The following is a 12,728-nucleotide window of genomic DNA, read 5'->3' on the forward strand; positions in this document are numbered from 1 at the left end:
GTGGCGACAAGTTGAGAGCGGTGAGACTACCTGATCATCTTCGGCCCGGCATCCGGCGCCGCCACATCGATCACGCGCATCTGCACGCGCTCGGCACCCTGCCAACGATCGACGGTCAGCGAGCCTGCTACGTGGACGGGCTGACCGCGCAGCTCCTGCAATGCATTGCCAAGCTTCTGTCCTACTGAACGAAACGCGATACCGTTGACCATGGCGCCGTCCGACGCCTTGAAGCGCAGCCGCAGATGCGCCTGCCCGACTTCATCGACATAGACGAGCTGATGCGCCGGCAGCGCAATCACCGGCTCGGGATTGGCCTGCCCGAACGGGCCGGCGCGATTGAGCGTGTTGACGAGATCCGTCGTCACACCGCGCGCAGTGACGGCGCCGTCTATGAACAGCTCCTTCTCGTTGCGCGACTTGCCGACGTCGGCAGCCAGCGCGCTTTCGATATAGGCCCGGAATTCGCCGAGACGTTCCTTGCGCAGCGTGACACCGGCGGCCATGGCATGCCCGCCACCTTTCATCAGAAGCCCATCGGCAACAGCTTGCCGCACGGCTTTGCCGAGATCGACGCCGGAGATCGAGCGGCCAGACCCCGTACCGATTCCGCCGGGCTCCAGCGCGATGGCAAAAGCAGGCCGCGCAAATTTCTCTTTGAGCCGGGATGCGACGAGCCCGACCACGCCCGGATGCCAGCCTTCGCTGGCCGTCACGATCACCGAGCCTTTGTCTTCCAGCCCGAGTGACGCCAGCGCCTCCGCTTCGGCCTGCGCTTCCGCGGCCTGCTCGATCACGCGTCGTTCGATGTTCAGCCGATCAAGTTCGGCAGCGATCTTCGCAGCCTCGGAAATATCGCCTTCGAGCAGCAGCCGCACGCCCAGGTCTGCGCGCCCGATCCGGCCGCCGGCATTGATGCGCGGTCCCAGCATGAAACCGAGATGCCACGCTTCCGGCGGACCGTTCAAACGCGCCACATCCATCAGCGCGGTGTGCCCGATGTGATCGCGGCGGCGCAATGCGATGAGACCCTTGGCGACGAAGGCGCGGTTCAGACCGATCAGTGGTGCCACGTCGGCCACGGTGCCCAGGGCCACGTGATGCAGCATGCCGAGCAGATCCGGCTCCGGCATCTCGGCGGTCCAGAAGCCGCGCTTGCGCAATTCGCGATTGACCGCGACGAGCGTGATCAGCACGAGGCCGACGGCGGCGAGATGACCAAGGCCGGAAATATCGTCGAGCCGGTTGGGATTCACCACGGCATCGACGTCAGGTAGTTCCTCGCCGGTCTGATGGTGATCGATGACGACCACGGACATGCCGAGCTTCTTGGCCTCAGCCAGCGGCTCAAAACTGGTCGTGCCGCAATCGACAGTCACGAGCAGCGTCGCGCCCTTGCCGGCCAGCATCCTGATGGCATCCACATTGGGCCCGTAGCCCTCGAAGATGCGATCGGGAATGTGGATCTGCGGATCGAGCCCGCAATGGCGGAGGTGCCAGGCCAGCAGCGCCGACGACGTCGCGCCGTCGACGTCGTAGTCGCCGAAGATTGCCACTTTCTCCCGGCGCTGTGCGGCATCCGCGATGCGCTTCGCCGCTGCTTCCATCTGCGTGATGGTGAACGGGTCCGGCATCAGCTTGCGGATGGTGGGATCGAGGAAGTCTTCGACCGCGTCGAGTTCGATATTGCGGCCGGCGATGACCCGCGCCAGCATTTCCGGCAATTGAAAACGTTGCACCATGGCGAGCGCCCGCGCCGCCCCACGCTGGTCGACCCGGTCGCGCCAGATCCGCCCGGTGGCGGATTCGGTAACGCCGAGAAAGGCCTGCTGGGATTCGACGGGAATGATGGTCGGTGGCGTCATGGGATCAGCAATAGGCCGCGCAGCCGCTTTCGGCAAATCTCAGGCCGTCAGCAGCCCATCCGCTTCGCCAGATCGTTGAAATCATCGGCCACCACGTCCCACGGGCCCTCGACCTTGAAATCGCGGTTCTGGTGCGGGCCGTATTCAGTGACCCGCGGCACGAAGGCGGTCTTGAGGCCGAGTTTGTGTGCGGCATCGAGATCGCTGTTATGGGCGGCGACCATCATGACTTCCGCAGGCTTCAGATTGAGCAGTGCGGCCGCGCCGAGATAGGCCTGCGGATCTGGCTTGTAGTGTTCGAACAGTTCCGCGCTCATGATCAGGTCCCATGGCAGGCCGGCGAATTTCGCCATGTTGGTCAGCAGCGCGACATTGCCGTTCGACAACGGGCTGATGACGTATTTTGTCTTCAGCCTAGTCAAGCCGCTCACCGAATCCGCCCACGGATGCAGCCGGTGCCAGCCGAGTGTCATGTAATGCAGATCGTTGTCCGAGAGCCCGTTGATGCCGAACTTGGCGACCAACACATCGAGTGACTGCCGATGCAGCGTGTCGAGCTTGACGAAGCCGCGCTCGGGATGATGGCGCACGACATCCATCGACGGCATATAGGCCTGCCGCCAGGCATCGACGAGCGCAGTCCAGTCTGCGGTCATGCCGCGCGCTTTGCCGAACGCGGTACAGTCAGCAATCAGGCTGGAACGCCAATCAACCACGGTGCCGAACACGTCGAACACCAGAGCCTTGACGTTATCGGTCTCGCTCATGGTCTCATCCCCATTTTGTTTTCTTGGTTTTTAGTTCGATTAATCCGAGCGCATATTGGCGCGCTTGGATTGCCTTTAATTAGAGTATCTTCCGATATTGCATAAATCCGGAATTGTCCGCGACCTGATCATACAGAATGCGCGCCTGCGCATTCTCGTTCTGTGTCAGCCAATGCACGCGGCTGCAGCCATCGGCCTTGGCCTTCGCATAGACCGCCTCGATCAGAGCGCGACCGACGCCATGTCCCCGCGCGTTGTTGTCGACGAACAGGTCCTGCAGGTAACAGTAGTTGCCCGGCGTCCAGGATGAGCGGTGATACAGGAACTGCACGATACCGGTGAGCTTGCCGTCCACATAGGCACCGAGCAGAAACATCTGCTCGTTGGCGTCGTGGAAACGCTTCCACGCGGTATCGGTCGCGATCTGTGGCAGCGTCGCTTTGTAGAAGGTCAGATAGCCCTGCCACAGCGGCTCCCAGGCAGCCCGTTCATCGGGGCCGACCGGGCGGATCTCAACATTCGCCTTCGCCATGTGACCGAACTCAATCCAGGTGGAATTTTTCGAGCTGGCGATGCTCGCCCTTGATGATGCGCACGGTGCCGGTCACCGAACGCATCACGATGGTCTCGGTCTCAATGACGTCGCCGCGGAACTTGACGCCCGACAGCAATGCGCCGTCGGTGACACCGGTGGCGGCAAACAGGCAGTCGCCCTTCGCCATGTCCTCGATGCCATAGATCATCTTCGGATCGGTGACACCCATCTTCAGCGCGCGCTCGCGCTTCTCGTCGGTATCGAGGATCAATCGGGTCTGCATCTGGCCGCCGATGCAGCGCAGTGCTGCGGCCGCCAGCACGCCTTCCGGTGCGCCGCCAATGCCGAGATAGATGTCGATGCCAGATTTGGCGGGATCGGTGGTGTGGATGACGCCGGCAACGTCGCCATCCGGAATGAGACGCAGCGCCGCCCCGGTCGAGCGGATCGCGGCAATCAATGCTTCGTGCCGCGGCCGCTCGAGCACCAGGGCGGTGATCTCCGATACCGGCACGCCCTTAGCCTTGGCGAGGCGCCTGATGTTTTCTTCAGGCGACGCATCGATATTGATCACGTTCTTGTCGTAACCGGGGCCGATAGCGATCTTGTCCATATAGACGTCGGGGGCATGCAGCAGCGTGCCGCCGTCAGCCATCGCCATGGTGGCGATCGAGCCCGGCATGTCCTTGGCGCACAGCGTCGTGCCTTCCAGCGGGTCAACGGCAATGTCGACCTTCGGGCCGGCATTGATGCCGACCTTCTCGCCGATATAGAGCATCGGCGCTTCGTCGCGCTCGCCCTCGCCGATCACGATGGTGCCGTCGATCGGCATCTTGTTGAGCTCGCGGCGCATCGCGTCCACGGCGGCCTGATCGGCCGCCTTCTCCTGCCCATGACCACGTAACCGCGCTGCCGACACTGCCGCGCGCTCGGTCACGCGAACGATCTCCAGCGTCAGAATGCGCTCGAGCAGTTGCTGCGGCGGGACGGTAATATGGGTCGACATCGGCTGGCTCCTTCTACGGCGGGACGAATGTCCCCGTACAACTCTCAACGCGTGGATTTAGTTCTTCTCGATCCGAATGACCTGCGGCCTGCCTGATATTACCTTGTCACTCTGCACGGCCTGCAGGGCGCGGCGCATGGCATCCTCGGCGGTCGCATAGGTAATCAGGATAACAGGCACAGGTGACGATTTCGTGCCCTTACCGACGGGCTCGATGCCGCCATTCGGATGGCGCTGCACGATCGACTCCAGCGAGATCTTCTGCTCGGCCAGCCGCGTTGCGATACGCGCCGCCGTACCGGCGAGATCGCGCGCCATCAGGCGGATATAATAACCACCTTCATGGCGTTCCATCGGCGCCTTGGTGGTAGTCTTGAGCTTCTCAACCGGCCGCCCGAAAGGCAGCGCGCGAACGTTGCGTGCGACATCGGCGATATCCGCCAGAACGGCAGACGCCGTCGCCGCGCCACCAGCGCCGGGACCGACCAGCGTGATCGGCGCAATGCCTGCGCCATCAACCGTGACAGCGTTGGTGACGCCCATGACCTGCGCAATGGAGGATGACAGCGGCACCATGGTTGGATGCACGCGCTGTTCAATGCCAGTCGCGGTGCGCATGGCAACGCCCAACAGCTTCACGCGATAGCCGAGCTCTGCAGCGGCGCGCAGATCTTCCGCCGCGATGGACGAAATGCCCTCGACCGAAACAGCGCTCTGCGCGACCTTGGTCCCGAACGCGAGGCTGGCGAGAATGGCCAGCTTCTGCGCGGTGTCGTGGCCATCGACGTCAAAGGACGGCTCTGCCTCGGCATAGCCAAGCCGCTGCGCGTCTTTAAGGCATTCCTCGAAGGACAGGCCCTCCAGCTCCATCCGGGACAGGATGTAGTTGCAGGTGCCGTTGAGGATACCGTAAACGCGATTGATATCGGTGCCGGCGAGACCTTCGCGGATGGTCTTGATGATCGGAATGGCGCCGGCGACGGCGGCCTCGTAGTTCAGAGCGCCGCCATGCTTCTCAGCCGATGCGGCTAGCTTCAGGCCATGCTTGGCGATCAGTGCCTTGTTCGCGGTCACGACCGACTTGCCGGTGCGTAGCGCCGCCTCGATCGACGACAGCGCGGGATCGCCAACGCCGCCCATCAATTCGACGAAGCACTCGACATCCGGATGCTGCGCAACCGCGAGCGGATCCTTCATCCAGTCGATGCCGCGCAGATCAACGCCGCGCTTCTTGGTCTTGGAGCGCGCGGTGACAGCAACCACCTTGACGCCACGACCGCAGCGCGCGGCCAAAATCGAGTTCTGCTGTTCGATGAGACGGACAACTTCGGCACCAACGGTGCCGAGTCCCGCGATACCCACTTTGAGGGGTGCGACCATTAAGCTTCAGACCTGTCGGAATTCTTGTTGAGCGATGACCGGTCCGAAAACCGGTTGCCGGTTTTCGGGGATCACGCCTATCGCCGGTTGGCGAGAGGAACCACGTTGTGCAACGTTTCGAGACCGCTTTCAAGGAAGCGGCGAATGCCGCGGGCAGCCTGGCGAATGCGCTGTTCGTTCTCGACCATCGCGATGCGGACATAGCCTTCGCCATGCTCGCCGAAGGCGACGCCGGGAGATACCACCACGCCGGACTTTTCAACGAGAAGCGTTGCAAACTGCATGCTGCCGACTTCGCGGAATTTCTCCGGCAGCGGCGCCCAGGCGAACATCGACGCCGATGGCGGCGGAATGTCCCAGCCGGCACGGCCGAAAGACTCCACCATGGCATCGCGGCGCTTGCGATAGGTATCGCGCATCTCGCGGATGCAATCGTCCGGTCCGTTCAGCGCGGCAGTCGCTGCGACCTGCACGGGCGTGAACGCGCCGTAGTCGAGATAGGATTTCACCCGCGTCAGCGCGGCAATGATGCGCTCGTTGCCGACCGCAAAGCCCATGCGCCAGCCGGCCATCGAGAATGTCTTCGACATCGAGGTGAATTCGACGGTGACGTCCATCGCGCCCGGTACCTGCAGCACCGAGGGTGGCGGGTTCTTGTCGTCGAAATAGACCTCGGCATAAGCGAGGTCCGAAAGAATGTAGATCTCATGCTTCTTCGCGAAGGCCACGAGGTCCTTGTAGAAGTCGAGGCTCGCCACCTGCGCCGTCGGATTCGACGGATAGCAGACGATCAGCGCGATCGGCTTCGGGATCGAATGGATGATGGCGCGCTCGACGGCCGCGAAGAAATCCGGCGTTGGCTCAGACGGCACCGAGCGGATCACGCCGCCAGCCATCAGGAAGCCGAAGGCATGGATCGGGTAGCTCGGATTCGGGCACAGCACGACATCGCCAGGCGCGGTGATCGCCTGAGCGACGTTGGCGAAGCCTTCCTTGGAGCCCAGCGTCGCCACCACCTGGGTGTCAGGATTGAGCTTCACGCCAAAGCGGCGCTCGTAATAGCCGGCCTGGGCCTTGCGCAGGCCGGTGATGCCCTTCGAGGCCGAGTAACGATCGGTGCGCGGCTTGCCCAGGGTCTCCTTGAGCTTCTCGATCACATGCGGCGGGGTCGCAAGATCCGGATTGCCCATGCCGAGGTCGATGATATCGGCGCCAGCGTTTCGCGCGGCGGCCTTGGCCCGGTTGACCTGTTCGAACACATAGGGCGGCAATCGGCGGATGCGGTAGAATTCTTCCATGGGATCGGGCTCCAGAACCGCTTCATCATGCGGTTGAATCGCTTCTTTTTATCACGGAAGCCCGGTGACACCAGTCACGACGGGCAGTTTTGACTATTTGGCCGCCGGTTTGGCCGGCAGCACGACGGCCTGGCGATCGCGGGCGGCAGTCAGTTCGGCCTGCATCTTGGCCTGATCCGCCGGCGCCATGGCGGTGCCTTCGCGGGTGGTCGGCAGATCATGAACCGGCAGATAGGTGCCCACCTCGGCCGGACGCGCCGGAGCGCCCGCCGGCGTCCCCACCATGGGCATGTCGGCGATGGTCGAGGCGCAGCCGCCCAGAGGCAAGCCAAGCCCCAGCACCAGCAAGGCGGCCGCTGTCGCCGCCCGCCCGCTGCGACCACCAATTGCCCTGAATGTGCCTCTACGCGTCACGCCACAACCCTACATCGCATTAGAATCGATTTCATCCCTATCGCAGCGCACCATCCAACCAATCTGGTCACAAACGATTAATTCCGGGAGAAGACGCTAAAGGCTTGGATCTTCAATATGACGGAAGCAAGACCCAAAGCCGAATACATGACGCGGTGCAGCACATCGAATCCTGCGGCAATCCGCGAACTGTGCCATCATCGATTTGCGTGGCGACGTACCGTTGCCCGACTGGAATGAAGCTGTTGTTGCGCCATGACCGAAGTTGCCGCCGACGCCAAAGCTGCTAACGACAAAATCTCGGGCGACGCGTCCGCCAAACCGTTCAATCCCGAAGCTTTTGCGCTCAATATGGCCAAGGCGATGGAGAATGGCGGCAAGGCGCTGGCCGCCTATCTGCAGCCACGCCAGACCGGCGAGACCGTCGACAAGCCGCCGAACGAGCTGACGGAGCTGATCAAGACCTTCAGCATCGTCGCCAATTACTGGCTGTCCGACGACAAGCGCGCCGCCGAATTGCAGATGAAGCTTGGCAAGGCCTATCTCGACCTCTGGGGCTCAGCGATGCGCCGGATGGTCGGCGAAGCCAGCTTGCCCGCCATCGAGGCAGCGCCGCGCGACAAGCGCTTCAGCGATCCCGAATGGAAATCGAACCAGTTCTTCGACTTCGTCATGCAGGCCTATCTGCTGACCACGCAATGGGCCCACGACCTCGTCAAGAATGCCGAAGGTCTGGATGCGCATACCCGCAAGAAAGCGGAGTTCTATGTCCAGCAGATCACCAATGCGATGGCGCCGTCGAACTTCGTGCTGACCAATCCGGAAGTGCTGCGCGAGACCGTGATGTCGAACGGCAGCAACCTGATGCGCGGCATGACCATGCTGGCCGAAGATATCGAGGCCGGCCACGGCTCGATCCGCATCCGCCAATCCGATCCAAAAAACCTCGAAGTCGGCGTCAACATGGCGACGACGCCGGGCAAGGTGATTTTCCAGAACGAGGTGATGCAGCTGATCCAGTATCAGCCGGCAACCGAAAACGTGCTGCGCACGCCGCTCCTGATCGTGCCGCCCTGGATCAACAAGTTCTACATCCTCGATCTCAAGCCCGAGAAATCCTTCATCAAGTGGGCTGTCGATCAGGGCGTCTCGGTGTTCGTGATCTCCTGGGTCAACCCCGACAAGCGCCTCGGCGCCAAGACCTTCGATGACTATATGAAGGAAGGCCCGCTGACCGCGATGGACGTCATCGAGAAGGTCACCGGCGAGATGACCATGCATACCATCGGCTATTGCGTCGGCGGCACCCTGCTCGCCTCGACGCTGGCGTGGCTGGCCGAGAAGCGCCGCGTCCGCGTGGCATCGGCAACATTCCTGGCCGCGCAAGTCGACTTCACCCATGCCGGCGACCTGATGGTGTTCGTCGACGAGGATCAGATATCGGCGCTGGAAAAGGACATGCAGGCGGCAGGCGTGCTGGAAGGCAGCAAGATGGCCATGGCCTTCAACATGCTGCGCTCGAACGATCTGATCTGGTCCTACGTGGTCAACAACTACCTCAAGGGCAAGCCGCCTTCGGCCTTCGATCTACTGCACTGGAATTCGGATGCGACACGGATGCCGGCGGCGAACCACTCGTTCTATTTGCGCAACTGCTATCTGGAGAACAAGCTCTCGACCGGCAACATGATCCTCGACAACACCCGGCTCGATCTCTCCAAGGTCAAGGTGCCCGTCTACAATCTCGCCACCCGCGAGGACCACATCGCGCCGGCGCAATCGGTGCTGTACGGCTCGCAATTCTTCGGCGGCCCGGTGAAATACGTGTTGTCCGGCTCCGGCCATATCGCCGGCGTGGTCAATCCGCCAGCCTCCGGCAAGTACCAGTACTGGACCAACGACAATGCCCACGCCACCGATCTTGCCGACTGGATGAAGACCGCGCAGGAACATCCTGGCTCGTGGTGGCCGAACTGGCGGGAGTGGCTCTCCGGCATCGATGGTGAGGAAGTTCCTGCCCGCCATGTCGGCACCGACGCATTCCCCGCGCTGGAAGACGCCCCCGGCAGTTATGTGCGGGTGCGGGCGTAACGGCCCGCCTCTCCGCGCTTGCTTGGCGTCGTCACAGCAAACGTCTATGATTTCAGTAAGGACGCGTCGCATCCGCTTGCGGCGCGTGTGTTTTGCATGACCATCTCCGCGTTTTCCGCGGGAATTTCGACTGAAAGGATACCCGGATGACGCGCGAATTGTTCTGGCTGACGCTGACCGTGATTCTCACCGGCCTGCTCTGGGTGCCTTATATGCTGAACCGCATCATGGTCCGCGGTGTCACCGGCGTCATGGCCAATCCGACGCGCACCGACAGGCCGCAGGCTGAATGGGCTAACCGGATGATGTTCGCCCATGACAACGCCGTCGAGAATCTCATCATCTTCGCGCCGCTGGTGCTGATCCTGAATGCTGCGGACGTTTCGACCCCGACTACTGTTCTGGCCTGCGCGGTCTATTTTTGGTCGCGCGTGGTGCATCTGATCGTCTACACACTCGGCCTGCCGATTTTCCGCACGCTGGCCTTCGTGGTCGGCTTCATCGCCCAGGCGGTCCTCGCCATCGCGATCCTGCGGATTCCGTACTAACGCTTCTTCTCGCCAGATTGATCTGCAATGAACCACGCTGCCCCAAGTCTCGATCTCGTCGTCAAGGAAATTGCCGACGAGATGGCGCAGCGAACGGACCGCGGCGACGTCGCGAGCTATATTCCGGAACTGGCGGGTGTCGATCCCAACCAGTTCGGCCTTGTGGTCATCGATGCCGATGGCCAGGTTGCGACGGGCGGCGATGCCGATGTGCCGTTCTCGATCCAGAGCATCTCGAAAGTCTTCACGCTGACGCTGGCGCTCGGCATGGTCGGCGACCGGCTCTGGAAACATGTCGGCCGCGAGCCATCGGGCAATCCGTTCAACTCCATCGTCCAACTCGAACGCGAGCGCGGCGTGCCGCGCAATCCCTTCATCAATGCCGGCGCCATCGCCGTCACCGACGTCATCCTGTCCGGCCATCAGCCGCGCGAGGCGATCGGCGAAATCCTGCGTTTCATGCAGTTTCTGTCCGGCGACAGCTCCATCGTGATCGATGAAACCGTCGCCTCGTCCGAGAAACGCACCGGCTTTCGCAACACCGCGCTGGCGAACTATATGAAGTCGTTCGGCGTGGTCGAAAATCCCGTCGACTTCACGCTCGGCGTCTATTTCCACCACTGCGCGATCGCGATGTCGTGTCGGCAGTTGGCCATGGCGACGCGCTACCTCGCTTATTCGGGCCGCAATCCGTCGACCGGACTCTCGGTGGTGTCGTCGGAGCGCGCGCGCCGTATCAACGCGCTGATGCTGATGTGCGGCCATTATGACGGTTCGGGTGAGTTCGCCTATCGCGTCGGCCTGCCCGGCAAAAGCGGTGTCGGCGGCGGCATTATCGCGGTCGCGCCCGGCAAGGCTTCGATCGCAGTCTGGGCGCCGGGTCTCGACAAGCACGGCAATTCGCATCTCGGCCGCATTGCGCTCGAAGCGCTCACGAAGCGGCTCGGCTGGTCGATCTTCGGCGTCTGACGCCAACCCGGTTTCCGGTCATGAAAAAGGGCTGAAACATCGCTGTTTCAGCCCTTGATCGTCGTCGATAAACCGCGCCCGGGGCGGTGAACCTTGCGTCCGGCCAGGCACCGTCAATGTTCGTAGGTCCGGTTGGCTTCCTGGATGGCGGCCTCGTGGTACCAGCTGTCATAGTCAGCCACGGTTTTTACGGTCGAGGCGCGCAGGTCCAGCGGCTTGCTGAGCCGTCCCCGCGGTCCGACCGATGCACGGCCGCCAACCGGGAATTGGTAGATTTTAGCGGTATGGGGGTGATGCGTTTGAGACGTCGGCATCGCTTCTATTCCTTCCTCTGATCTGTTTTTTCCTTTCGGATCATCATTGTAACAGAGGCGCCCTTCTTTTGTGCCGACTGCATCGTAAGAAGCATCTAAATGGCTACAATATGCGCACTCGATGGACATGCGCTTTGGGCGCGCAGGTTTTGAAGCCAACTACGCAGCGCCTGACCTCTCATTTGAGCGTCTGAAAGGCAGAAAAGTTCCGGTCAAAAATAGTCTGCAAGGGAATTGGGCAGCCGGCATTTTCGCGCGCGGCCGAATTCCTCTGAAAATTCGCGAATCTGGACCAATTCCCGGCCTCCGATGCCCTCTCCCGACAGCGAATGACAGCCCCGTTGGGGACGCGCCGCACTTTTCGTCACAAAAACGTTGCACCGCGGCAAGTTGGCATACTACGTGCTTTATATGCAGCGCCGCTGGGGGCGGATTTGCGTCCGCCCGCCGGCAAGCTCAGGGCTCACGCCCTACGCATCGCCAACTCATGAGAGACCCGCATGACAAAGTATAAGCTCGAGTATATTTGGCTCGACGGTTACACGCCGGTTCCGAACCTGCGTGGCAAGACGCAGATCAAGGAATTCGAAGATTTCCCGACCCTCGAACAGCTCCCGCTGTGGGGCTTCGACGGTTCGTCGACCATGCAGGCCGAAGGCCACAGCTCCGATTGCGTGCTGAAGCCGGTTGCGATCTATCCGGACGCGGCCCGTGAGAACGGCGCCCTGGTGATGTGCGAAGTCATGATGCCGGATGGCGTCACCCCGCACTCGACCAACAAGCGCGCCACCATTCTCGACGATGCCGGCGCCTGGTTCGGTTTCGAACAGGAATACTTCTTCTACGAGAACGGCCGTCCGCTCGGTTTCCCCGAGGATGGCTATCCCGCGCCGCAGGGCCCCTACTACACCGGCGTCGGCTTCAAGAACGTCGGCTCAATTGCCCGCGAGATCGTCGAAGAACATCTCGACCTTTGCCTCGAAGCCGGCATCAACCACGAAGGCATCAACGCCGAAGTGGCGAAGGGCCAGTGGGAATTCCAGATCTTCGGCAAGGGCTCCAAGAAGGCCGCTGACGAAATGTGGATCGCGCGTTACCTGCTGCTCCGCCTGACGGAGAAGTACGGCATCGACATCGAATTCCACTGCAAGCCGCTCGGCGACACCGACTGGAACGGCTCGGGCATGCACGCCAACTTCTCGACCGAATACATGCGTACGGTCGGCGGCAAGGCTTACTTCGAAGCTTTGATGGCCCAGTTCGACAAGAACCTGATGGACCACATCAACGTCTACGGCCCGGACAACGACAAGCGTCTGACCGGCAAGCACGAAACGGCTCCGTGGAACAAGTTCAGCTACGGCATCGCGGACCGCGGCGCCTCGATCCGCGTCCCGCACTCCTTCGTCAAGAATGAGTACAAGGGCTATCTGGAAGACCGTCGTCCGAACTCCCAGGGTGACCCCTACCAGATCGCTTCGCAGATCCTGAAGACCATCTCGGAAGTCCCGACCGCCAAGTCGGCAGCCGCGTAAACGTCA

At 61.9% G+C, this 12,728-nt stretch carries 12 protein-coding genes; 4 read left to right on the plus strand and 8 right to left on the minus strand.

What is annotated here, in order from left to right; translation table 11 throughout:
- Positions 1-26: 26 nt before the first annotated feature.
- The 7 genes from recJ to SFY93_RS19325 form a co-directional block, all read right to left on the minus strand.
- The gene (gene recJ / locus SFY93_RS19295; protein ID WP_320444230.1) at positions 27-1,865 is read right to left on the minus strand and encodes a single-stranded-DNA-specific exonuclease RecJ; all 1,839 of its coding nucleotides are present in this window, start codon (positions 1,863-1,865) and stop codon (positions 27-29) included.
- Between the two features lie 47 nt (positions 1,866-1,912).
- Positions 1,913-2,632, minus strand: coding sequence for a haloacid dehalogenase type II (locus tag SFY93_RS19300; RefSeq protein ID WP_320444231.1), 720 nt, complete (start codon positions 2,630-2,632; stop codon positions 1,913-1,915).
- Positions 2,633-2,711: 79 nt separating this feature from the next.
- On the minus strand, positions 2,712-3,164 hold the full coding sequence (locus tag SFY93_RS19305; RefSeq protein WP_320444232.1) for a GNAT family N-acetyltransferase: 453 nt from the start codon (positions 3,162-3,164) through the stop codon (positions 2,712-2,714).
- Positions 3,165-3,174: 10 nt separating this feature from the next.
- Positions 3,175-4,173 (minus strand): class II fructose-bisphosphatase, encoded by a 999-nt coding sequence (glpX, locus tag SFY93_RS19310; RefSeq protein WP_320444233.1) that lies wholly within the window; start codon positions 4,171-4,173, stop codon positions 3,175-3,177.
- 57 nt (positions 4,174-4,230) lie between these two features.
- Positions 4,231-5,553, minus strand: a complete 1,323-nt coding sequence (locus tag SFY93_RS19315; RefSeq protein ID WP_320444234.1) for a homoserine dehydrogenase — start codon at positions 5,551-5,553, stop codon at positions 4,231-4,233.
- Between the two features lie 77 nt (positions 5,554-5,630).
- Complete coding sequence (locus SFY93_RS19320; RefSeq protein ID WP_089264170.1) at positions 5,631-6,851, minus strand: LL-diaminopimelate aminotransferase; 1,221 nt, start codon at positions 6,849-6,851, stop codon at positions 5,631-5,633.
- A gap of 93 nt (positions 6,852-6,944) precedes the next feature.
- Positions 6,945-7,265: a hypothetical protein gene (locus SFY93_RS19325; RefSeq protein ID WP_414716883.1), complete on the minus strand. Its 321-nt coding sequence runs from the start codon at positions 7,263-7,265 to the stop codon at positions 6,945-6,947.
- A gap of 351 nt (positions 7,266-7,616) precedes the next feature.
- On the opposite strand from SFY93_RS19325, the gene SFY93_RS19330 reads away from it, so the two are divergent.
- The 3 genes from SFY93_RS19330 (at position 7,617) to SFY93_RS19340 (ending at position 10,873) form a co-directional block, all read left to right on the plus strand.
- Positions 7,617-9,356: a PHA/PHB synthase family protein gene (locus SFY93_RS19330; RefSeq protein WP_320447804.1), complete on the plus strand. Its 1,740-nt coding sequence runs from the start codon at positions 7,617-7,619 to the stop codon at positions 9,354-9,356.
- Positions 9,357-9,502: 146 nt separating this feature from the next.
- Complete coding sequence (locus SFY93_RS19335) at positions 9,503-9,904, plus strand: MAPEG family protein (RefSeq protein WP_089264168.1); 402 nt, start codon at positions 9,503-9,505, stop codon at positions 9,902-9,904.
- Between the two features lie 27 nt (positions 9,905-9,931).
- On the plus strand, positions 9,932-10,873 hold the full coding sequence (locus SFY93_RS19340; protein ID WP_320444235.1) for a glutaminase: 942 nt from the start codon (positions 9,932-9,934) through the stop codon (positions 10,871-10,873).
- Between the two features lie 113 nt (positions 10,874-10,986).
- Here the strand turns inward: SFY93_RS19340 and SFY93_RS19345 are convergent, their stop codons facing one another.
- Complete coding sequence (locus SFY93_RS19345; protein ID WP_089264166.1) at positions 10,987-11,187, minus strand: DUF2735 domain-containing protein; 201 nt, start codon at positions 11,185-11,187, stop codon at positions 10,987-10,989.
- 500 nt (positions 11,188-11,687) lie between these two features.
- On the opposite strand from SFY93_RS19345, the gene SFY93_RS19350 reads away from it, so the two are divergent.
- Entirely contained in the window at positions 11,688-12,722 is a 1,035-nt protein-coding gene (locus SFY93_RS19350) for a glutamine synthetase beta-grasp domain-containing protein (RefSeq protein ID WP_089264165.1), read from the plus strand.
- Positions 12,723-12,728: the final 6 nt, after the last annotated feature.

It is taken from the genome of Tardiphaga sp. 42S5, from assembly GCF_034044155.1.
Lineage (GTDB): Bacteria > Pseudomonadota > Alphaproteobacteria > Rhizobiales > Xanthobacteraceae > Tardiphaga > Tardiphaga robiniae.